The 21,107-nt window shown below is 59.1% G+C and carries 20 protein-coding genes; 13 read left to right on the top strand and 7 right to left on the bottom strand.

All coding sequences use genetic code 11. The features are described 5' to 3' along the window. Positions 1 to 4: 4 nt before the first annotated feature. Positions 5 to 214 carry a hypothetical protein gene (locus KHO30_RS15775; RefSeq protein WP_211701538.1) on the bottom strand — a complete coding sequence of 70 codons (210 nt, stop codon included), beginning with the start codon at positions 212 to 214 and terminating at the stop codon, positions 5 to 7. Between the two features lie 286 nt (positions 215 to 500). Here KHO30_RS15775 and KHO30_RS15770 point away from each other — a divergent pair, with 286 nt between their 5' ends. The 6 genes from KHO30_RS15770 (at position 501) to KHO30_RS15745 (ending at position 6,325) form a co-directional block, all read left to right on the top strand. Further along, positions 501 to 644: a hypothetical protein gene (locus KHO30_RS15770; RefSeq protein WP_211701537.1), complete on the top strand. Its 144-nt coding sequence runs from the start codon at positions 501 to 503 to the stop codon at positions 642 to 644. A gap of 87 nt (positions 645 to 731) precedes the next feature. Further along, positions 732 to 1,838 carry an aKG-HExxH-type peptide beta-hydroxylase gene (locus KHO30_RS15765; protein ID WP_211701536.1) on the top strand — a complete coding sequence of 369 codons (1,107 nt, stop codon included), beginning with the start codon at positions 732 to 734 and terminating at the stop codon, positions 1,836 to 1,838. Next, positions 1,831 to 2,532 carry a class I SAM-dependent methyltransferase gene (locus KHO30_RS15760; protein ID WP_211701535.1) on the top strand — a complete coding sequence of 234 codons (702 nt, stop codon included), beginning with the start codon at positions 1,831 to 1,833 and terminating at the stop codon, positions 2,530 to 2,532. The genes KHO30_RS15765 and KHO30_RS15760 overlap by 8 nt, the downstream gene beginning before the upstream one ends. A gap of 48 nt (positions 2,533 to 2,580) precedes the next feature. Next, positions 2,581 to 3,870 (top strand): ATP-grasp domain-containing protein, encoded by a 1,290-nt coding sequence (locus KHO30_RS15755; protein WP_211701534.1) that lies wholly within the window; start codon positions 2,581 to 2,583, stop codon positions 3,868 to 3,870. A gap of 48 nt (positions 3,871 to 3,918) precedes the next feature. Then, positions 3,919 to 5,088 carry a Rossmann-fold NAD(P)-binding domain-containing protein gene (locus KHO30_RS15750; protein ID WP_211701533.1) on the top strand — a complete coding sequence of 390 codons (1,170 nt, stop codon included), beginning with the start codon at positions 3,919 to 3,921 and terminating at the stop codon, positions 5,086 to 5,088. Between the two features lie 103 nt (positions 5,089 to 5,191). Next, entirely contained in the window at positions 5,192 to 6,325 is a 1,134-nt protein-coding gene (locus KHO30_RS15745; RefSeq protein ID WP_211701532.1) for an FAD-dependent monooxygenase, read from the top strand. A gap of 191 nt (positions 6,326 to 6,516) precedes the next feature. On the opposite strand, the gene KHO30_RS15740 is transcribed toward KHO30_RS15745, so the two are convergent. Next, complete coding sequence (locus KHO30_RS15740) at positions 6,517 to 7,470, bottom strand: SMP-30/gluconolactonase/LRE family protein (protein ID WP_244864058.1); 954 nt, start codon at positions 7,468 to 7,470, stop codon at positions 6,517 to 6,519. A gap of 171 nt (positions 7,471 to 7,641) precedes the next feature. On the opposite strand from KHO30_RS15740, the gene KHO30_RS15735 reads away from it, so the two are divergent. After that, complete coding sequence (locus KHO30_RS15735; RefSeq protein ID WP_211701531.1) at positions 7,642 to 8,685, top strand: LacI family DNA-binding transcriptional regulator; 1,044 nt, start codon at positions 7,642 to 7,644, stop codon at positions 8,683 to 8,685. Between the two features lie 106 nt (positions 8,686 to 8,791). On the opposite strand, the gene KHO30_RS15730 is transcribed toward KHO30_RS15735, so the two are convergent. Both KHO30_RS15730 and KHO30_RS15725 read right to left on the bottom strand, forming a co-directional pair. Further along, positions 8,792 to 10,234, bottom strand: coding sequence for an NAD-dependent succinate-semialdehyde dehydrogenase (locus KHO30_RS15730; protein WP_211701530.1), 1,443 nt, complete (start codon positions 10,232 to 10,234; stop codon positions 8,792 to 8,794). A 55-nt stretch (positions 10,235 to 10,289) separates the two neighbouring features. Further along, positions 10,290 to 11,594 (bottom strand): mandelate racemase/muconate lactonizing enzyme family protein, encoded by a 1,305-nt coding sequence (locus KHO30_RS15725; RefSeq protein WP_244864056.1) that lies wholly within the window; start codon positions 11,592 to 11,594, stop codon positions 10,290 to 10,292. A gap of 29 nt (positions 11,595 to 11,623) precedes the next feature. Between KHO30_RS15725 and KHO30_RS15720 the strand changes: the two genes are divergently transcribed. The 6 genes from KHO30_RS15720 (at position 11,624) to KHO30_RS15695 (ending at position 18,809) form a co-directional block, all read left to right on the top strand. Then, positions 11,624 to 12,355, top strand: a complete 732-nt coding sequence (locus tag KHO30_RS15720; RefSeq protein WP_244864055.1) for a GntR family transcriptional regulator — start codon at positions 11,624 to 11,626, stop codon at positions 12,353 to 12,355. A gap of 211 nt (positions 12,356 to 12,566) precedes the next feature. Then, positions 12,567 to 14,306, top strand: a complete 1,740-nt coding sequence (araD, locus tag KHO30_RS15715) for an L-arabinonate dehydratase (RefSeq protein WP_211701836.1) — start codon at positions 12,567 to 12,569, stop codon at positions 14,304 to 14,306. Positions 14,307 to 14,322: 16 nt separating this feature from the next. Beyond that, positions 14,323 to 15,132, top strand: a complete 810-nt coding sequence (locus KHO30_RS15710; RefSeq protein ID WP_211701529.1) for an HpcH/HpaI aldolase family protein — start codon at positions 14,323 to 14,325, stop codon at positions 15,130 to 15,132. Continuing rightward, entirely contained in the window at positions 15,132 to 15,905 is a 774-nt protein-coding gene (locus KHO30_RS15705; protein ID WP_211701528.1) for an SDR family NAD(P)-dependent oxidoreductase, read from the top strand. The genes KHO30_RS15710 and KHO30_RS15705 overlap by 1 nt, the downstream gene beginning before the upstream one ends. Before the next feature lie 165 nt (positions 15,906 to 16,070). Then, complete coding sequence (locus KHO30_RS15700; protein WP_211701527.1) at positions 16,071 to 17,432, top strand: sugar porter family MFS transporter; 1,362 nt, start codon at positions 16,071 to 16,073, stop codon at positions 17,430 to 17,432. A 168-nt stretch (positions 17,433 to 17,600) separates the two neighbouring features. After that, entirely contained in the window at positions 17,601 to 18,809 is a 1,209-nt protein-coding gene (locus KHO30_RS15695) for a porin (protein ID WP_211701835.1), read from the top strand. 40 nt (positions 18,810 to 18,849) lie between these two features. Here the strand turns inward: KHO30_RS15695 and KHO30_RS15690 are convergent, their stop codons facing one another. From KHO30_RS15690 to KHO30_RS15680, 3 genes are all read right to left on the bottom strand, one after another. Continuing rightward, positions 18,850 to 19,533, bottom strand: a complete 684-nt coding sequence (locus tag KHO30_RS15690) for a response regulator transcription factor (protein WP_211701526.1) — start codon at positions 19,531 to 19,533, stop codon at positions 18,850 to 18,852. A 238-nt stretch (positions 19,534 to 19,771) separates the two neighbouring features. Then, positions 19,772 to 19,957 carry a hypothetical protein gene (locus KHO30_RS15685; protein WP_211701525.1) on the bottom strand — a complete coding sequence of 62 codons (186 nt, stop codon included), beginning with the start codon at positions 19,955 to 19,957 and terminating at the stop codon, positions 19,772 to 19,774. A gap of 252 nt (positions 19,958 to 20,209) precedes the next feature. Further along, the gene (locus KHO30_RS15680) at positions 20,210 to 20,992 is read right to left on the bottom strand and encodes a TetR/AcrR family transcriptional regulator (RefSeq protein WP_211701524.1); all 783 of its coding nucleotides are present in this window, start codon (positions 20,990 to 20,992) and stop codon (positions 20,210 to 20,212) included. Positions 20,993 to 21,107 lie beyond the last annotated feature (115 nt).

Raw genomic sequence — 21,107 nt, 5'->3', positions numbered from 1 at the left:
GATGTCAGTAACGCGTCCGCCCAGAGCGCATCAAATGATATCCCGCGATCAGACCCATGTCGTAGGCGGTTTCGAGTGCGCGGACGATATCGACCGGTCTCACCGGAACGCGTAAGTCCGGCAGCTCAGGGTTTAATGCGTACGTATCGACATCGAAGCAATCGGTCGCGATTTCGCTCAGGATGCTCAGGCGTTCTTCGGTTATCACACTCATCGTCTTCTCCTCTCTTGCTTAAGTGCCCCGATACTCGGCACTGTCGCGCGAATCTATGACGTACCTTGACTCGGTTTGCTGGTCCATTGGAACGAAGAATAGGCGAGGAAAGTTAACCAGAAATTAGGCGCTAGAGATAGCGATCCACGGACTCGGTTTGGGTCGTGGCTTGCCCTAATTCACACCTCAGAAACGTGAAGGACACTCTATTCCGGAAGCTCGCTTTAGATACCAAACGATGCGTTGCTTTCGATTCCCAACTGTCTGTTTGAAATAGGAGTGACTCATGTCTACGACCAACAAGCTGGATACATCCACGTCTCAAGGTATCAACGCCCTCATTACCACGCATGAGGAAGGATTCAAGGTGCCTGCGGACATCGTCACGGACGGATCGGATCTCGTTCCAACCTTGCAGTATCTGGCCTGAGGTCCAACAGCGGAGCACGTCATGGTTTTGTCGGTTTCAAGGCAATTGACGTGTCTCCGCGCTCCAGTCGCGGAGCCATCCATTCTTATGAAAACCATTTCTGAAACGTTGCAAGATCATTCCGAGTGGCGAGAGTTGGCGCTTCCGCGCCCTGGATCAGGCAGAGCGCTCCGGATAGAACTGCAGAGAAGGCTGAAGGACTCGCTTTTCAAAGTGCTGCAGGAGATTGAACGCGTCATTCCAGAACCGCTCACGCAAGAGCGCGCCCTGGTTGAGGCGCTTGATCCGTCGCGAAGATATGCGCCGGAGCCGTACTTCGCGTATTTCAGCCTGCTGGAGAGCATGGCTCGATCAGACGCGCTTGCTGTCGTTCAACGCTGCAAGGCATTGCGTGACTGTCTCCATGCGCCATATTGCGATGAGTTTGAAATCCGGCAAGGTGTCGACGACATCACGCTCTCTTTCACTCGCGCGCGCCACAACGCTGCCGAGTCCGATGTAAATCGTGCCGACTTCTCCAGTAGCGGGGTGGAGCGTCGAACACAGACCGGCGGTGATTTCTCCGCGGTTGACCCCTCAGTCGCGCAGACGGCCGGACGGCATTGTGCCGCAACGAAGACGCTCATTGCGGCCCGCTATCCCGATCTTGCAGACGAACTTGACAGTATTGTGTCGGTCGTTCAGTTGATGCCGCCGTCGTTTTCGGCGGAAGCGGCATCGAGCTTGTCGAGCTTCGGCATGATTCTCGTTCGACCGCTACAACACGCCAGCGAGCAGCATCAGCGGCTTTTCTATTTCGACCGGCTGGTTCATGAAGCGTCGCATCTTTATTTGAATCTGTTGATGACGTTTGATCCACTGGTGACGAACGGTTCGGCGCTGGCACCGTCGCCAGCGCGACAGACATTGAGACCGGTCAAGGGTGTACTGCACGCGCATTTTGTGTTCTTTCGCCTGCTTTATGCGTATCGAAGCGCACCAGAACTCGAGGGCTACGCGCACGAGCGTGGCAGGTCGGCCGAAACAGCTGCACATCTGCCCATTGGCGCGCTCCCGCTCTCTTTCCACACGCGACAAGCGGCCTACGCTGCAAGGTTCATGCAGGGTGATGCGATTCTTCGATCCCATGCCGAATTCACCGAGCGCGGCCGCATATTCCTGGAATCGATGAAGGAGGCCGTTCAGCATGTGTGATCCTCGCTTAAGTGTTGGTGACCGGCGATTGATGGAGCGCTTGTCACGATTGGAGCCGTTCCCCGCCTCCTTGCTGGAAATGGGATGCGGCGACGGGCACAAACTCGTGGCGCTAAAGCGCAGCCATCACGTCGACACATATGGTGTCGATACGCACGAACCTTCAGTGGTGTCGCTGCAAAGTGCCGGGGTGGGCGCGATGGTCTGCGACATGCGACATCTGCCATTCGACGATTGCCATTTCGATTGGGTGCTGATTGCCAATTCGCTTCATCACGTTCCAAACCCCCAGGGAGCCATGCGAGAGGCGGCGCGCGTGGCACGCCATGGAGTCGTTATTTGTGAGCCCTGGTGCGATCAGACCATAGCGTCACAGCGAACGACTTATACGCTCTGCCAGTGGTCGAATGCATTGGTTCAAAGTTTGGGTTATTTTCACCGCGAAGGTCTTTCTGCTGGCGAGATTCTGGATCTGATCGACTTCGAGGCTGCGTCTGCCGATGTCAGTTACGAGTTGGGCATTGCGCGATGGGACGTCAACGAGTGGTTGAAAGACTTTCGCCCTCACATGGATCAGTTAGCCACGACACACTTTCTGCGATGGCGTCTCAAGCATCTCCTCGCGACGTTGCCAACAGAGACGGCAACTGAACCCGGGCAGGTGGTGGTGGTCATCCGGAAGTGTGCGGCATGAGCAATTTTCCCGCACTGCATTCCATTCAGATTCTGGGGAGCACATAACATGAAACAGCAAAGGCAAGCAGTTGTTATCGTTGGCGCCGATTCCAAGGGCTACTATATCGCCCCAACGTTGCAGGGGCGGGGCTATCAATGCATCCACGTCGATGTTGGCGATTTGTCGCGCAAGAAGCCCGGCAACTCCAGCTGTTTTACAACAGAGTTCCGGCTTCCCTCCGACGATGACTGGGCCATCACCGATCTCGTCGCCAAGTTGAACAGGTACAGCGTGAAAGCCGTACTGGCGGCAGGAGATACGGGCGTAGTGGCTGCGAACAAGATAGCCCAGTGTTTCGACGTTCCCAGGAATCCGGCGGGTAGCTGGCGGTTCCATCGACACAAATATCACATGATCGAAGCGCTCAGGCATGAGGGCGTCGCCAGCTCGGAACAGTTCGTGTCGAACAGGATAGACGGATTACTCTCCTGGTATCGCAGCAATGACTTTACGCGGGTCGTCATGAAGCCAAGTCTTGGCGGCTATTCGGACGGCGTGGGAATCTGTGAGAACGAGCGAGAGATTGTGAGTGTCTTCGAAAAGAATATCAACAAGATCAACTGCACAGGAAAAGTGAACGACGAATACGTGATTCAGGAATTTCTTGAGGGACGACACTATGTTGTCAACACGGTATCGGTTGAGGGAACACATTTCGTCACCGATGTCTGGCTGGATGTGAATCACCATGAGAATACCTTTCTGATTGACGAGTACTCCGATTCCGTGAGCCGACAGTCGCCGGAATTCGCCACTGTTTCGAGCTACGTCGGGGAAGTTCTCGACGCGCTGCAGATACGAAATGGTCCGGCTCATTCCGAAGTCATGCTCACTGCGGATGGGCCGCGTCTGATCGAGACAGGGGCGAGGTTGGCCGGCGGACTGGACTTCTCGATTGTTGAAGAGTGCCATGGATACAGCCAGATCTCTGTCCTTGCAGATAGCCTGATCGCCCCGCATCTTTTTTCCAGCAGGACAACACTCTATTCAGACGCCCCGTCCAGGTTTGCGCGCTTCGTCTATATGTCCGCCGACGTCAGTGGTCGGATCAGATCCGAGATCGGTTTGAATGGATTCTTCGAGATCCCAAGTTTGATGAGCATCAAACTCGCAATCCAGGCGGGTGGGAATCTCGAAAGAACCCAGTATTCACTGGGTCACCCTGGCTATGTCATGTTCCTGGCGGACAGTCGCGAGGAGCTTTGCCGGGACTATGCCAGGTTCCGCGGGTTTGAACGGCGCTTCTTTGAAGATCTGATTGAAGAACCTGTGCGTGAAGAATCACTGACGTCTTGACTTCAGGCACGCTGATCGACGCAGTTCATCCTGCATCCAGGAGAGAAAATGATGCATACCCTGTGGCTACGCGCCGAAACCAAGCTGAACGAACGGCGAACCCCATTGATCCCCGCTCACGCGCGAATACTGGTCAAAAATGGCTATCGTGTGTGTGTTGAAGCGTCGCGGGACCGAATTTTTAGCGACTCGGCGTATCGGAAGCAAGGCTGCATTCTTGTCGAGAAGGGTAGCTGGAGATTCGCCAGTAGGGACACGTTAATTCTAGGTCTTAAGGAGCTTCCGGAGGCGTCCTTTCCGCTGAGGCATCGACACTTCTACTTTGCGCATGCCTACGAGAGACAAACAGGTTCAGTCGATTTGCTCGAGCGATTCAAGAGCGGCGGTGGGTTTCTTTACGATCTGGAGCAGATCAAGGACCCCTCAGGCGCACAGCTCGTTACAGGCGGCGCCGGCTACCTGGCTGGATTGTGTGCCGCAACGGCCTGTCTGGACATCTGGAAGCAGAGACAATGTGAACGCACAGGAGCGTATCGCGTGCCGTTGCAGTTCGCCAGTTGTGCCGAACTGGTCGCGTACGCGCGTTCACTGGTCACCGCGCATGTGCCAATTCCCAGGATCCTGGTCATCGGACATCGTGGAAAGTCGGGCAGCGGGGTCGCGCATCTGCTCGACGAGGTTGGGCTTGGATTCGATCGGTCGCCGAAGATTACTAGTGACCAGATTCAGCGAAGGGCGTTGCTGCATCAGTACGACATCGTATTCAACTGCATCAAGCTATCCCAAGATACGCCGATATTTTTGTCGAAGGACATGATCAACGCGGACACCCGTATCGGCCTGATTGGCGATGTGAGCTGCGAGCCGACGCATCCAGACAACCCGATCCCGATTTATTCGGCGCCGACTAACTTTGAGCAACCCGTGTTTCGAACTCCCGAGGGCATCGACGTCATGGCGATAGATAACATCACCGCGATGCTGCCGGTGGAGTGCAGTCAAATACTGAGCGAGCAGATTTTTCCGTATCTTTGCTATTTTCTACTGGCTCAGGGCGTGCATGAGGCATCGCCGTTTGTGCGTGTTGTTGATTCGTTCAATTTAGCCTGTCGTGAGTCGCTGGGAAGAGGCAGTGACGATGTATCGGCCGGATCTGCCGGCAGACCCGCACGAGCCGCAAAGCTGCCCACCCGTCACGCAAGCGCCTCTTTCGGTTAGGTGATTCAGCGTATATTTTGCCTATGCTAGCGCCAGCGAACGCGAGTTTCAAAACAAGCGTTCAACTCATATTAATCCTGCATGACAGATAACGACGGTGCCTATGATGAATGGAAACGTATTGATTTCCGGTGCAGGCGTCACGGGATTGGCACTGGCATACTGGCTGAATCGCGCGGGGTTTGCCGCGACGCTGATCGAGCAGGCCCCGGCATTTCGCCGGGGCGGGCAAGCCGTCGACATTCGGGGCATCGCGCTCGATGTCGTCGAGGAGATGGGATTGCTCGAGGACGCCCGGGGGCTGCGAACGCGGCTGAAGGGCATGTCGATGCTCGATGCCGATGGCAGCGAGACTCAACGTACCGAAAAGCGCACCTTCAGTGCTGGCCGGCTCGACAGCGATGACATCGAAATTTTCCGCGATGACCTGTGCGAGCTTCTGATGGGCGCGATGAGCGAACGCGTGGAATTCGTCTACGGCGACAGCATCCGCGCAATCGACGATCAGGGCGACGGCGTGGCGGCGACGTTCGCGAGCGGCGTTAACCGGAAATTCGATCTCCTGATCGGCGCCGACGGCATCTACTCGAATGTCCGCAAGCAGTGTTTCGACGATGAATCCATGGTTGTTCACCCATTGGGCGTAGTTCTCGCCCTTTTCTCGACGCCGAACCTGATCAATCTGATCGATTGGCAACTTGGCCACCGGGAGGAGGGCGTCGGCTACGTGATCTATCCCAGCCACGACAAGAGCGAACTCCGGATTGGCGTTGGCTTCGCGGTTCCGGGATCTGCAATGTCCCGCAGCGATACGAATGCGCAAAAGCAGCTTGTGGCCGGCCAGTGCGCTCACCTGAAGGGCGACTTTCCCCGCTTCATCGACGCAATGAAGACGACCGATCAGTTCTATTACAACGAGCTCGCGCAGATCCGCATGCCGTCATGGTCTAAAGGCCGTGTCGTGCTTGCCGGTGACGCGGCACACTGCGCATCCCCTTTCTCGGGGCAAGGTACGAGCCTCGGGCTCGTCGGTGCTTTCGTGCTGGCTTGCGAACTGGTTCGGCACTGGGATGAGCCGGCGGAGGCGTTTGCTGCATACGAACACCGTGTGCGGCCGTATGTGGATCTGAATCAGGCTCTCGTCGATCTCGCTCGTAAGGGCCCGACGCCGGATCACTTAATGACTGAAGCCAAGAACGGTATCGACCTCAGCGACTTGCTGAAAAAGCGGGTATAGCCTTCGGAGGCCGGATGCTTCTGATCATCTGGCTTTCGTCTTTCCTCTATCCACGCGATATAGCGATACTGCAGACCAGAGCTTGGTCCCCGTCGTACCGGCCGATTAAGATCTACCGGAACTGACGATTTAGATTGGTTCGTAGGGACAGGTTAATTCTGGCAAGCAGGCCAAAAGCGGTGTGTGGACAATCAGGTCGTGCGCAGGGTGCAGCGCGGTTCGATCATTCCAGGCACGTCCGTTTTCATTGCAAACACGCCGCCTGACAGCGGTAGCGCTTCGAGCTCGGCTGCCGATCGCCCGTGTCGCGCCGTCGTAACGTACAAAGTACGTAGGTCCGGGCCACCGAACGCACACATGGTCGGGCACCGCGCGGCAAGCTCATACTCGGCAACGATTTTGCCGGCAGGCGAAATCCGCACAACACGACCGGCATCGTATAGCGCGGACCAATAGTAGCCTTCAGCGTCGACTGCGGCTCCATCGGGACGACGCTGGCCCGTTTCGGACGGACCGAAATTGACCCATGGCTCCCGCTCGCCAGCAATACCGGTAGTCGCATCGTACGATCGGCGATAGATGGAAAAGCGTGGCGTATCGGAGTGATAGAGCCAGCGTCCGTCTGGACTGAACGCCAGGCCGTTGGAATTCAGCAAGCCGTCGTCTATCCGGACCAACTGCTCGCCGTCCAGTCGATACAGTGCGGCGGCGTTGCTGACTCGTGTTTCGTCGATGGTGCCAACCCAGAATCGACCGTGAGCATCGCAACGGCCATCGTTGAAACGGGTCGTCTTCGCATCGCCAGGATTGGGACACAGTTGCCGCAGGGGCCGGCCGGCGCAATCGAGTAGCCAGATATCGCTTCGCATCGCGGCTACGAAGCCGCCATCTTCGGTCAGTGCAAAGCTGCCGATGTGTTCCGGCATCTCGATCGACATGTCTTCGCCGCTCTCAGGATCGTAACAATGCAGCGCCGGCGCGAAGATATCCACCCACCAAAGTCGCTGAAGCCTTTCGTCCCAGCGTGGACATTCACCGACCGCTGCCTGCCTTTCCAAAACGCATTCGAAACGTTTCATGCTTTCTTCTAAAGCCTCGGAATCATGGGGGGCACAGCACGGCCTCGGCCTCCGCGCGTATTGCACGTTTGCGAGCCGGTCAGGTATAAACGTGGGCTCCCGGCGCTGAGCGCATTCCCTGCCGTTCATGATGTTTCGCCGAGGGAATACGCAGCCATTTTTTGGTAGCGCTATCATACGCTAGTATCTCGAGCCATTGATATCGGCCAACCGGCATTCTCTGAGGAACAATTCTGTATGTCACAGCCACTCCGCAAACGACGCGGCGCAGGTCGGGTCAGGTTGCACGACGTTGCCGCACTCGCAGGCGTGTCTCACATGACAGTCTCCCGTTATTTCAATAGCCGCGATATGGTGGGACCGGACTTGCAGGAGCGCATTGCGGCAGCCATCGAGAAAACCGGCTACGTGCGTAACGTCTTTGCCGGCTCGCTTGCTTCAGCGCGCGGTAAATCGATCGGGATGGTCATTCCTCATATCGCGGGCGGTGTATACGCGGAAACCGTTCAAGGCGTGACTGATACCTTGCGCTCCAACGGCTACCAACTGCTCCTTGCCACAAGCGACTATTCCGCGGAGGAGGAAGAGGCGGCCGTGCGCGCATTTCTTGGCTGGTCGCCCGCGGCGATCATCCTGACCAGTCAGCGGCATACGCGCAAGACAGGTGAACTGCTTGCCTCCGCGGGCGTGCCTATCGTGCATACGTGGAGCAACAAGCCCAAGGCCAATCAGATTGCGGTCGGCTTTTCCAACGTCAACGTTGGCCGCGACTGTGTACAGTACCTTCATGGTCGAGGGTATCGCCGAATCGTTTTTGTCCATCCGACGCATCAGCATGATGTTGGGGCCGATCGTCGTGCTGAGGGATACACGGCAATGATGGAAGAGCTGGGGCTCACACCGCTCGAATACCGTCCGACCGTCAAGAGCCCGCTCGATGCCGGGATGATTGCCTTCGAATCTTTGACCCGTGGCCGTCGTCCCGCTGACGCCATCATCTTCGCCAACGACAATCTGGCGGCCGGCGCATTGCTGCATGGTATTCATCAACGCATACCCATTCCCGAGACATGCGCGATCATGGGCTTTGGTGACCTTTCTATTTCGGACAAACTGGTGCCTTCGCTGACGACGGTCCGTCCACCGCGTTACGACATCGGCCGCATCGCCGCGCTGCGCATCCTCCAGGCGCTAGGGGAGGCGGGCAGCGGCACCTCGGCTGATGAACCCGAGCAACTTAGCGATTTGCCCTATGAGATCGTCGAACGGGAAAGCACGTGAGTTCGTAACATCGGCAACCGGGGTCCTTCCCTGACGATAGATGTGGGGCGCCGCAGAGGGGCGGCGGTCCATGTTTGCGGGGCCATGTCATCCAGCGTCTGTGCGATTAGCGATGCTCGGACACGAACTTTGTGTTCAGATACGCCTCGAGTGCCTCCGTCCCTCCTTCCGAACCGTATCCGGAATCCTTGATTCCGCCGAAGGGCGCTTCGGGCAGTCCAAGCCCGTGATGGTTGATCGATACCATGCCGCTTTCGATCAACTCCCCCACCGCAGCAAGCTTCTCGCTCGAACGCGTGTAGGCATAGGCGGCTAAGCCGAACGGTAGGCGGTTTGCCTCGGCCACGGCCTCGTCGAAGGTCCTGAAGGTTGAGACAGGCGCAATGGGGCCGAACGGCTCTTCGTGCATGATGCGAGAGGACGAGGCGACATTCGCGAGCACGGTGGGCGCGAAGAAGTAGCCTTTGCTGCCAATGCGCGTACCGCCCGTCAGGACTTTGGCACCGTGGCCGACGGCGTCGGCCACGAGTTCCTGCATCGCCTGAAGGCGCCGCTCGTTGACGAGCGGACCCATCCGCACACCCTCGCCCAGCCCATTGCCGACCATGATGTCGCGCGTTTCGCTGACAAAGTGCTCGACGAATTCATCGAATGCCGCTTCTTCCACGAGAAAGCGCGTGGGCGAAACGCAGACTTGCCCCGCGTTGCGGAACTTGGCGGCGGCGAGTAAGCGCGCTGCCCGAGGCACGTCGGCATCCGCGAAAACAAGGGCGGGCGCATGGCCGCCGAGCTCCATCGTCATGCGCTTCATATGTTTGCCGGCCTGCGCGGCAAGGAGCTTGCCCACCGCCGTCGAGCCGGTAAAGGAGATCTTGCGGATGACGGGATGTGCAATCAGAAAGGCGGACACTTCGGCGGGCACGCCGAAAACGAGATTCAACACACCGGCCGGCAGGCCAGCGTCGGCGAATGCGCGTACGAGGGCCGCACAACTGGCTGGAGTCTCTTCCGGACCCTTCAGGATAACGGAGCATCCGGTTGCGAGGGCGGCGGAGATCTTGCGTACAGCCTGATTGATCGGGAAATTCCACGGTGTGAAAGCCGCGACAGGTCCCACCGGTTCGCGCGTGACGATTTGCCGGACGCCGTCGACGCGCGCAGGAATGACGCGGCCGTAGGTGCGCCGCGCTTCTTCGGCAAACCACTCGACGACTTCGGCTGAGGCGAGCGTTTCGATTCGCGACTCAGCGAGCGGCTTCCCTTGCTCCATCGTCATGGTGCGGGCGATGTCGTCGGCGCGTTCTCGAATCAGTTGCGCAGCACGGCGCATCAGTTTGCTGCGCTCGAAGGCGGGTACCCTGCGCCAGATTTCGAAACCGCTCTGGGCCGCCTTGACGGCTTCAGCGAGATCGGCTTCTGAGGCGAGCGATACCAGGCCGATCTGGACCTCGCTGGAAGGATCGATGACCGGCTGCGTGTGTGCGGTGGCGCGCCAGGTCTGGTTGATATACAGGTGTGTATCGGGATAGGACGGTACGGTAGCGTTCATCGATTGAAAATAGAGGTGAGGAGAAAGTCGAGCAGTGTGGCCTGTGCCCGCAAGCTCATGGCCGTGCGGCTATCTGGCGAGCCAGCGCTTCAATGTCAGGGGTGACACCGATACCCGGCGCATGACCAAGACGAACCCGGCCGTTCACAGGCATCTCGATCGGCCCGCAAAGGAGCGAGCGCAGAGGGTTCGGGTTGGCGTCCACTTCGAGCATGCCGCGGCCGTTGCTGTTTCCCGCCGCGGCGAGCAGGTGCGCCGATGCGAGCAAACCGACGCCGGCTCCCAGATAGTGCGGACAGTAGGTGAGTCCCGCTTGCTGGACGGCTTGCGCAATCGCCAACGTGCCCGAAATGCCACCCCATTTGGCAGCATCGGGCTGGATCACGCCGAAGGCGCCGCTGACTATCGCCTCTACGAACTCGGCCTGGTCCGCCATGTTCTCGCCGGCGGCAATCGGCACCGAACTGCGCGCGCTCAACATCTGCCACTCAGCAATGGGGCGATCGCAACGCAACGGCTCTTCGAGCCAGTCGGGATCGTGCCGCTCGAGCACTTCAGTCATGGCGAGCGCGGTGTCGATATCCCACGCCTGGTTGGCGTCGACCATCAGGCGGCGCTGTGGCCCGATGATTTCGCGCAGCGCCGCCAGATTTGCTGCATCGCGTTCGCGCCCGAAGCCGACTTTCAGCTTGAAGGCCTCAAAACCTTGTTCGAGTCGATCGGCGACGAGCGTTGCCACACCCGTCGGATTGAGGCCGCTCGCATAAATGGCGATCTCATCGCCACTGCCGCCGAGCAACTGCCAAAGAGGAAGGTTGGCGCGCCGTGCCTGCAGGTCCCAAAGGGCAAGATCAATACCGGCGATCGCCTGGGCAATGGGGCCCGGCTCGCCCGATTGCAGCGCGAGGACAGCAGTGTCCTTCGTCAGCTGCTCGAAGATCGCGCCCGGATGAGTGACATGTTGGCCTTGCAGCAGCGGCGCGAACAAGGTTTCGATGAGGGCCGCACGATGCTCGGCGCCGCATGACGGGAAGTTGCACCACACCTCGCCCCAGCCCGTTGCGCCGTCACGGTCGACGACTTTAACGAACAGCGCGGGCCGCTCGTGCATGACGCCAAAGGAGGTTCTCACTGGGGTATCGATCGGGCAGCGCAGAACATAGGTCTCGATACGCGCGATGGTGGTGCGGGTCAGAGGGGGATGGTCGGGTTCAAGATCGGTCATGGCGTGTATCTCACAGTCCGTCGGCGGGTGCGCGGATCCCCATGCAGGGTAGTAAAGTAATAAAGTATGGTTTATAGTACTATACGGGTATTCCAAACTCAACAGCATGCGTGCGTGATGGTGCGAATCGCCCATCGCGTGCAACGCTTCTGTCCACCAGTCTCATGCGAACCATGCGTGCCTCGTCGTCCAGTCCCATTCCTCTTTACGTGCAGATCGCCGGTGATCTGCGGGATCGAATCACGCGCGGTGTCTGGCGCAACGGCGAAGCTGTGCCGACCCTGGAGCAGATCGCCGACGAATTCGGGGTGGCGCGTGTAACTGCGCGCCAGGCGGTGCAGACGCTGACGACCGAGGGCCTCCTGATCCCAATGCGAGGCCGCGGTACGTTCGTGAACGCGCCGGCGGCAGTGCACAAACCGGTCCATGTCGTCACCAGCCTCGACGAACTCGCGGACACGTACCGCGCGACCACACCTGAGCTATTGACCATCGAAGAGAACACTCGGGTGCCTCCCATCACTGCCGCAGACGGCGAACTCGCCGCCGCCTACACGTACATGAAGCGCGTGCATTCGACCGGCAACGCGCCCTATTGCGTGATCGCGCTCTATCTCGACGAGCGGCTATTCGCGCGGGCACCCGAGCGCTTTCGCAACGAGACTGTGATTCCGATCTTGATGGAGTTCGATCCCCGGCCGATGGCGCGTGCGCGACAGACGCTGAAGATCGCGACCGCCGACGCCGCGACCGCCCATCTGCTGCGCATCCCTGTCGATGCGCCGGTCGCCCGCATCCAGCGGATCATCAACGACGCGCAAGGCGTCGTTATCTATTACGCGGAAGTGCTATATCGCGGCGACCTGATCCAGATAGACATGGACATGGCCGTGTGAGCGTGTTGGGGCCGTTCCGACCGGGTTCATGCGCTTTCGCACTGAATGTTTCCGTCACGGCCTGAACTGTTTGCGCAGATACGCCACCTGACTAGGGCAAATCCTTAATGATCTTCGTTTGACTTGATGGGAGCGCTAACAGATACTGGAAAAAGTTAGCGCTAACTATGTCTCTTCTTAAATTCCGCCAGGTTAGCTGCATCTTTTCTCAATCGAAGCCAGGTCAAAAGTGAAGAAGCGTCTCGAAGATCTCCGCAGCCAGCGTTGGTTGGCACCCGATAACACGCGCTCGTTTGCGCACCGGCAGCGGTTGCAGCAAATGGGCTTGCGGCGCGAGGAATTCATGTCGCGCCCGGTCATTGCGATCGTCAACACATGGAGCGATCTCTCGCCATGCCACGCGCATTTGCGTGAGCGTGCGGAAGCAGTGAAGCGCGGCATCCTGCAGGCGGGTGGCATGCCGTTCGAATTGCCGGCTATGTCGCTTGGCGAGGTGCTGGTCAAACCGACTACGATGCTCTACCGAAATTTCCTCGCGATGGAAGTGGAGGAGCTACTGCGTTCGCTGCCCATCGACGGTGCCGTGCTGCTGGGTGGCTGCGACAAGACGGTACCGGGTCTGCTGATGGGCGCGTTCAGCGCCAACCTGCCTTGCATCTTTGTGCCGGCAGGGCCGATGCTCAATGACCGCTACCGGGGTGAGAAGGTCGGCGCGGGAACCCATACGCGCAAGTTCTGGGATGAAAAGCAGGCCGGGCATCTGAGCGGCAAGGAGTGGATTGTGCTCGAATCGCACATGTCGCGAACGCCCGGAACCTGCAACACGATGGGTACAGCGAGCACAATGACACTGATTGCCGAGGCAATGGGTCTCACGCTGCCCAATGCCGCCAGCATTCCTGCGATGGACTCGGCGCATACACGGATGGCGTCCGAAAGTGGTGCCCGCATCGTCGAGATGGTGTGGGAGGACCTGAAGCCATCTTCATTCTTCAACGAAAAGTCGGTGCTCAACGGCGTTGCCGCCTATATGGCAATTGGCGGCTCGACGAACGCGGCGATCCATCTGATCGCCATCGCCGGCCGGGGCAATGTATCGCTCACGCTCGACGATATCCAGCGGCTGGGGAAGGGGGTGCCGGTGCTGGCCAATGTGCTGCCGTCCGGTTCGAACCTGATGGAAGACTTCTACTATGCCGGTGGCCTTCCGGCACTGCTGCGACGCGTCCACGACCGTCTGTCACTCAATAGCATGACGGTGAACGGTCGCACGCTCGGTGACAACCTCGAAGGCGCGCAATGCGAGGACGACGAAGTCGTGCGGCCGCTTGCGCGGCCCGTCAGCGAAGCCGGTGCGCTTGCCGTGTTACGCGGCAATCTCGCGCCGGCGGGCGCCGTGATCAAGCCGAGTGGTGCGAGCGGGAAGTTCAGCAAGCACAGCGGCCGCGCGCTGGTATTCGATTCGATGGTCGACCTGAACGCGCGCATCAACGATCCCGAGCTCGATGTCGATGAGAACACGGTGCTCGTTTTGCGCAATGGCGGCCCGCTCGGCGGCCCGGGTATGCCTGAGTGGGGCAATCTGCCGATTCCGAAAAAGCTGTTGGAGAAGGGCGTACGCGACATGGTGCGCATCTCGGATGCGCGTATGAGCGGCACACATTACGGCACCTGTGTGCTGCATGTGGCGCCGGAGTCAGCCGCGGGTGGTCCGCTGGCATTGATCCGCACGGGCGATGTCATTGACCTGGACGTGGCGGCGGGGCGTCTTGACGTGCAACTGTCCGACGAGGAGTTGGAGCAGCGCCGCTCGCAATGGAAGCCGGATGTGAAAAAACCGCCGCGCGGTTACACGAAGCTCTTTCTCGAGCACGTCACACAGGCGAACGAAGGATGCGATTTCGACTTTCTGGCGGGCTGGCACGAGCCAGTAGAGCCACCGATCTACTGATAGCAGAGGTTTCCTGATGAGCAAGCACCAGCCTGACACAAACGCGTTTCGCACGTTGCTCGACCAGCCCGCTCCGCCGCTTGGCACGTGGCTGATGGCCGGAACACCGAGTAACGCGGAAGCGCTTGGGCATGGCGGATTTGACTGGCTGCTAATCGATATGGAGCACGGGCCAATCGACTTTCGCGACACCTGGCAGATGCTTCAGGCCGTCGATTGCACGCCTGCAACGCCGATTGTGCGCGTATCGACCAGTGACGATCCTGCCCTCGTGAAGCGGGCGCTCGATCTCGGCGCGCGAACACTGATGTTTCCGTACGTGCAAAGCGCCGAACAGGCACGTCGGATCGTGGCATCGGCAAAATATCCTCCGCTCGGGCAGCGCGGTTTCGCGGGCGTTCATCGCGCGAGCCGCTACGGTACATTCAGTGATTACGGCAAGCTCGCGAACGATCTGACTACGTGCATTGTGCAGCTGGAAACACCTGAGGCCATCGATCGTCTCGAAGAGATCGCTGCAGTCGAGGGCGTCGATGCGCTGTTCATCGGTCCGGGCGATCTGTCGGCGGCGCTAGGTTGTATGGGCAACCTGCAGGATGAGCGCGTACAGACGCTGATGCGCTCGGCGGCGCAACGCGCCCGCGCGGTTGGTATGCCGATTGGCACGCTCGGGCCTTCGCCCGAGATGGTCAAGAGTTTCGTCGAGATGGGTTATGACTACGTCGCCGTCGGCTCCGATCTCGTTTTCATGATGCAGCAGGCGAAAGCGGTACTCGCCCGCATGAAGGGCTGTGCCGACCACGCACCGCTAAAGGTGGCCTACTGATGAGCGCAATCTATTCTTCGCTGGAGAACACCGTCGTGTTCGTGTCGGGCGGTGCATCGGGAATCGGCGCGACGCTGGTCGAGGCGTTCGTCGCACAACGCGCACGCGTTGCGTTTTGCGATCTTAACGAAGCCGACGGCCATGCGTTATGCGAGAGTTACCCGGCCGAGTCACGTCCGTGGTTCGCACGCTGTGACATTCGCGACGTCGACGCGTATCGGGCGACACTCGATGCGGCCGCAGCGGCGCTTGGACCAATTCGCGTGCTCGTCAACAACGCGGGGCGGGATGATCGGTGCCCATTACAGGATCTGACGCCCGAACGCTGGGAAGACATGATCCGCACGAATCTCACGCATCACGTCTTCGCAGCGCAGCGCGTCGCGCCGGCGATGGCGCGCGAAGGCGGCGGCGCGATCATCAACATGGGCTCGATCTCGTGGCTGCGCGGCCGTCCCAACCTCATCGCCTATACCGCCGCGAAGGCGGCGATCAGCGGTATCTCCCGCACGCTGGCGCGTGAGCTGGGTGGCGACAACATTCGCGTGAATGCAGTGCTGCCGGGCCCCATCCTGACGGACCGGCAAAAGACGCTGTGGTTTGATTCCGGCGATGCGCATCAATTCATCGAACTGCAGTGCCTGAAATTTCCGGTCGAGGCGAAGCACATCGCCGATATGGTGCTATTCCTTGCGTCGGACCAGGCTGCGGCCGTTACTGGCCAGAATATGATTGTCGACGCGGGCCTGGCGCAAGTGTCGGTAGTCGGATGAAGGACCGCAGGCGAACGGGGCGCTTCGCGCGTGTTGCTTGCCTGCTTTTTTAGGAGGAAATCGCGGAGGTTAGGATTGGACACGACCTGCATCGCAAACTGACGCTGGAGTCCGGCATATGATCCGGGCCACGCAAATGAAACGAAAACATGGATGAGACAACAGATGGGAACTGACACGCTGACGTATTTTCCAACCAGGTCGCGCAGTCGCGCGCGAATCGCCTACCTTTTTGGCGCGCTTGGCGGCATTCTTTTCGGCTATGACAGTGGTGTCATTGCAGGAGCACTGCTCTTTATCCGCAAGGACATGGTACTGAGTGCGCAGTTGCAAGGGATGGTGGTGGGTGGGCTGTTGCTCGGAGCGATGGTGGGGGCCTTCGGCACGGGGCGTTTCGCAGAACGCTTCGGCCCACGCAAGATGCTGATCGCTGCGGGCAGTATGTTTATCGTAACGTCGATACTGTCCGCGCTTGCGCCGAATCCGCTGAGCCTGATCGTGGCTCGTGTGCTGATCGGCATCACGATCGGTGTGTCTACGGTGCAGGTGCCGCTTTACCTGGCTGAGATTTCGCCGAAGCATACTCGGGGCGGCCTGTCATCCCTAAACCAATTGGCGATTGCAACCGGCATTCTGATTTCATATGTCGTCTGCTACCTGCTGTCCGCGCACGGCCAATGGCGCTGGATGCTCGGTCTCGCGGCGGTGCCTTCAATCTTTCTGACGATCGGCATGATCTTCCAGCCGGATTCGCCGCGCTGGCTCGTGCGCCAGGGGCGCGTGCAGGAAGCGCGTCGCGTGCTCGAGATCACCAATACGCCCGAGGATGCAGCCGAGGCTCTGCGGGAAATCGAGGGGACCAACAAGGTGGGGTCGAAAGTGCGTCTCGTCGATGTGCTGAAATCCAGGGCCTTACGTCCTACCGTCATCGCTGTATTCGGTCTCGCGGTGCTGCAACAGGCACTGGGCATCAACACGATCGTGTACTACGCGCCGACCATTCTGCGCGCGGCGGGATTCGGCGAATCGACCGCATTGCTGAACAGCGTGGGCCTCGGTGTACTGTCGATCATCATGACGATCTTCGCCGCACGTGTGGTCGACCGCATCGGACGGCGTCCGCTTCTGATCGGCGGTTCTGTCGTGATGGGTTTGAGCATGGCGACGCTTGGCTGCGTGTTCCACTTCGGCGGACCGGCTACTGCAATGGGCAGCGTGGTGGCGGTAGGTGCGCTGGCGGTATTCAAGGCCGCGTTTTCTTTCAGCTGGGGACCACTGGTTTGGGTGATGATGCCGGAACTGCTTCCGATGCGCATTCGTGCTCGCACGATGTCGGCTGCGGCTTTTTCGATGTTCGTGATGAACTTCATTGTCGCGTCGACGTTCCCGGTTCTACTCGAGATGGGTGTTGAGTCCGCGTTTGGGACCTTTTCAGTCTGCTGCTTTGGCGCGACGCTGTTTGCGATCTATTGTTTGCGCGAAACGGCTGGGTTGAGTCTGGAAGAGATCGAGAAGGGCGCGTGCTAATGAAAGGGCAATCAACCTTGCAGCAGAACGGCATTCGGCCAGCCCAACAATTTTAACCTGATTTGTTAGCGCTAACGTAAAGACGGGCGATTGCAGATCGAATTTGTGGAAAGCGGCTCGGTCGTCGACCCGACCGAGTCAACAAGTACTGAGGAGATCGTTGTGAAAATAAAGAACAGGCTGTTCGCTGGCTTGTCGGCAGTTTGCGTCACCGCACTGCCGAGCATCGCTCATGCACAAAGCAGTGTGACGCTCTATGGTGTGATCGATAACGGCATTGCTTACTCAAACAGCCAGACGACACTGGGTTCCACGAGCAACGGCGCGCACAACGTACAACTCTCGCCTGGAATCTGGGAGGGCAGCAAGTTCGGCATGAAAGGGAGTGAGGATCTCGGCGGCGGGCTGTCCGCCATTTTTAACCTCATGTCGCGTTTCAATTCTGCAAATGGCAGTGCGCAGTTTCCGGGGGCGATGTTCGCCCAGCAGGCATGGGTTGGGTTGCAGGACAAAGCATACGGTAGCTTGACGCTCGGTCGCCAATATATGTCGTACTACTGGATGACTTCGTCGTATTCGCCGACGACCTGGCTGACCGGGTTCTCCGGTGCTCATCCTGGTGACCTCGATAACTTCGATACGGATTACAAGACGAACAACACCGTATCGTATACTACGCCAACGATCGATGGATTAACGGCCAGTGCTTCCTACGCGCTTGGTGGTACGCCGGGAAGTCTGAATACCGGTTCAAGTTGGAGCGCCGGCGCGAAGTATCAGATGGGTCCATTCGGAATTGGGGCAGGCTTCGAACGCTTCAACAATGCTACCCCGGGAGGAGGAGCATGGAACGCAAACTCCACTGCCACAAATAACGGCCAGCAAGGCATCTCGTCTGTCACAAACGGATACCAGACTGCCGCAGCACAAAACCGGTTTGCGGTGACGGCGGGATACGCTTTCAGTCCTGATCTTGATCTTTCGGCGTCGTATTCAAACGTTCAATATAGCCCCGGAGCAGGTTCTTCTTTCAAATCGACTGCCGTATGGAATACGTTTGGCGCGGTGGTTCACGTCAGAGTGGCAGCGGTGTGGAACTTCGCCGCCGGCTACAGCTATACGCGTGCAAGCAAGGCCAATGGAATTACGGACGGTGCGCAGTATCAGCAAGCCTCGCTATCGGAGTTCTATAGCCTCTCCAAGCGGACGGGGCTTTATATGGTACAGGCCTATCAACGAGCTGGCGGACAGACGCTGGGGCCGAATGGAGCTTCCATCATTTCAGCGACTCCCTCCATCGGCGACGGATTTAACTCGACGCCATCGTCCTCACGCAGCATGGTCGCGGTTGCTGCAGGTGTGATTCACCGCTTCTGACGATTGCCCCGCTGTCGCGGGGCGTCATATACGCGCAGTCTCACGGCGTCTGTCCCGCGGGGGCATCGGGAAGCATCACGGTCCACCCGAGCCCGCGCACATTGCGAATCACCGTCTGGCCGAATTTCTTGCGTACCGAATGAATCAGCACATCCACCGCATTGCTTTCCACTTCCTTACCCCAGCCGTATAAACGGTCTTCCAGTTGCTCGCGCGAGAGGATCGTGCCGGGCCGCTCGAGGAACGCCAGCATCAGTGCGAATTCGCGCGCGGACAGCACGGTTTTCGAACCCTTGCAGGTCAGCGTGCGTTTGCCGAGATCGAGGCATAGGGACTCGTCGCCCAGGCGCGAGGACGCGTAACCGGCTTTGCGGCGGATCACCGCGCGGATGCGCGCGAGCAGTTCGGGCACGTCGAAGGGCTTGATAAGGTAGTCGTCGGCGCCGACGTCGAGGCCCTGAACGCGCGAGTCGAGATCGTCTCGGGCAGTCAGTATTAACACCGGCACGGCGTTACCCGATGCGCGCGCCGTCTTCAGGAGTTCGATGCCGTCCATGCCGGGCAAGCCCAGATCGAGCAATACGACGGTGTACTCCGTGCCAGTGAGGGCGGTGCGTCCGGCGAAGCCGTCTCTCACCCAGTCGACGCTGAAGTCGGCATCCTTGAGCGCGCGCAGCAGGCTTTGACCAATCTGCAGATCGTCTTCGATTAACAGAATTCTCATCTTTGTCCCCTCGGCAATTGTGATGCGGTGCCAGGCCACAGTGCGGGCGTTGCTCCTGCGATTCGGCTGTCGGCTGAGTGGCGCATCAGGCGGCCTTGTTCGGGGCGATCAGGAAACTGGCCGTGGTGATTAAGGGTTCGCCACGAGCGGGTCAGGTCAACCATCGCGGCGAAGCAGTGCGTCTTGGTTCAGCGGCAGGCGGCGGTACATAGTGCCGCTTGTTGCCGCACGGCGGGTCTCAGATGGCTGTCACCATCGCAACCATCAAGTAGGGAAACATTTCTTCATAAGTTGCCGGCTGGTCAGCGGCCTTCTTTTCATCGCCTGCGTCGAGTGTTGTCGATTGCGTCGCCATTTCACTGACGGAAACCTGGCCTGCGCCGTTGGCAGTTGAACGTGCGGGTTGGTTGAAGAATGAGAACATGATGGACTTCCTTTCGGTTAGGTGATGCGAATCGTCGATCCGCATCACCTATGTTCTCCGAAGGAAATGAGGTGAAAATTAGCGCAGGTCGATGCGCGATCCAACCTGATTCTGCGGTGTTTGCCTACCTGGAGCAGGCAAGTGGGTGCCGCCGTGCGCGACACCCTGCAAGGCGGAGGGTTGCCAGGCAGTGGCGGCATTGAACACCGGCCGGTGTTGTGCCGCCGCCTAAAAACTCAAAATAGCGGTCTTTCAGGGCGAATCGCTCGTCTCTGCCTCGGGTTTCGGTCGCTTGCTGGCGGCTTGCCTGGCCTTAAGCTTGAGACTGGCGTCATGAATGAGTTGCATGTGCTCAATCGCGGCATCCACGAGTTCTTCGGTATTGCTGATACCTTCGGCGGACGCGGCCAACGCTTTGAGTCGACCGTCGATGAGCAGCGATGCAAGGCCGTGAACATACGCCCAGCCCGCAGTCATCGCAATAGCCTGCGCGGCATCCAACCGGCCGAACGTCGCGGATTTGCCCGGCGTAGGCTTGGGCTGCTCGTCGAAGGCACCCATCAACGCACGTGCGGATAGCTGTCTTGCGTCGACGAGCGACGCCCGCGTATTGTCGAGCATCTCGCTGCGAAACATCAGGCGAAGCAGATCGGGGTTATCTACCGCGAAGCTGACGTAGCCGCGTGCAATGGCCTTTCGACTGGCCGGCCCGGATGGGATGCCCGCCGCTTTGACTGCCATGGTCGCGGCCAGCCGCCGATGGCCGCTGGCGGCAAGTTCGCTGAGCACGCCTGCAGTGTCGCCGAAATGGTGCTGGGGCGCTGTATGCGAGACGCCCGCCTCACGGGCAATGGCGCGCAACGTTAAGCTGCCTATACCGTCGCGGCGTAAGACGGTTTCGGCCGCCTCCAGCAGCGCGTGCGGAAGCGACCCATGATGATAGGGCTTGTCTTGCACGGGCTCGGCGATATTTTTTCGGGTTTTTGTCTTTGGCGGCACAGGAGTCTTGCGGGCTGTAGACGGTCCGTTTTTCATGGCGGGATGGTGTAGGGGGGCGGTCAAGTTAATGAGTCTTATGTTTCCACGGGAAAGATTGTGGGTAAAAATTCCGCGTTGGTCAAGTAAAGAATGGTCGAAGCGAGCCGCGACC

The organism is Paraburkholderia aspalathi (assembly GCF_905220735.1).
Lineage (GTDB): Bacteria > Pseudomonadota > Gammaproteobacteria > Burkholderiales > Burkholderiaceae > Paraburkholderia > Paraburkholderia aspalathi.
This window is presented reverse-complemented; position numbering and strand designations above follow the sequence as displayed.

Bases quoted from the DNA above. Each gene is read 5' to 3' on its own strand.
- KHO30_RS15775 (WP_211701538.1), bottom strand. From the start codon at position 214: ATGAGTGTGATAACCGAAGAACGCCTGAGCATCCTGAGCGAAATCGCG.
- KHO30_RS15770 (WP_211701537.1), top strand. From the start codon at position 501: ATGTCTACGACCAACAAGCTGGATACATCCACGTCTCAAGGTATCAAC.
- KHO30_RS15765 (WP_211701536.1), top strand. From the start codon at position 732: ATGAAAACCATTTCTGAAACGTTGCAAGATCATTCCGAGTGGCGAGAG.
- KHO30_RS15760 (WP_211701535.1), top strand. From the start codon at position 1,831: ATGTGTGATCCTCGCTTAAGTGTTGGTGACCGGCGATTGATGGAGCGC.
- KHO30_RS15755 (WP_211701534.1), top strand. From the start codon at position 2,581: ATGAAACAGCAAAGGCAAGCAGTTGTTATCGTTGGCGCCGATTCCAAG.
- KHO30_RS15750 (WP_211701533.1), top strand. From the start codon at position 3,919: ATGATGCATACCCTGTGGCTACGCGCCGAAACCAAGCTGAACGAACGG.
- KHO30_RS15745 (WP_211701532.1), top strand. From the start codon at position 5,192: ATGATGAATGGAAACGTATTGATTTCCGGTGCAGGCGTCACGGGATTG.
- KHO30_RS15735 (WP_211701531.1), top strand. From the start codon at position 7,642: ATGTCACAGCCACTCCGCAAACGACGCGGCGCAGGTCGGGTCAGGTTG.
- KHO30_RS15730 (WP_211701530.1), bottom strand. From the start codon at position 10,234: ATGAACGCTACCGTACCGTCCTATCCCGATACACACCTGTATATCAAC.
- KHO30_RS15725 (WP_244864056.1), bottom strand. From the start codon at position 11,594: ATGGGCGATTCGCACCATCACGCACGCATGCTGTTGAGTTTGGAATAC.
- KHO30_RS15720 (WP_244864055.1), top strand. From the start codon at position 11,624: ATGCGAACCATGCGTGCCTCGTCGTCCAGTCCCATTCCTCTTTACGTG.
- KHO30_RS15710 (WP_211701529.1), top strand. From the start codon at position 14,323: ATGAGCAAGCACCAGCCTGACACAAACGCGTTTCGCACGTTGCTCGAC.
- KHO30_RS15705 (WP_211701528.1), top strand. From the start codon at position 15,132: ATGAGCGCAATCTATTCTTCGCTGGAGAACACCGTCGTGTTCGTGTCG.
- KHO30_RS15700 (WP_211701527.1), top strand. From the start codon at position 16,071: ATGGGAACTGACACGCTGACGTATTTTCCAACCAGGTCGCGCAGTCGC.
- KHO30_RS15690 (WP_211701526.1), bottom strand. From the start codon at position 19,533: ATGAGAATTCTGTTAATCGAAGACGATCTGCAGATTGGTCAAAGCCTG.
- KHO30_RS15685 (WP_211701525.1), bottom strand. From the start codon at position 19,957: ATGTTCTCATTCTTCAACCAACCCGCACGTTCAACTGCCAACGGCGCA.
- KHO30_RS15680 (WP_211701524.1), bottom strand. From the start codon at position 20,992: ATGAAAAACGGACCGTCTACAGCCCGCAAGACTCCTGTGCCGCCAAAG.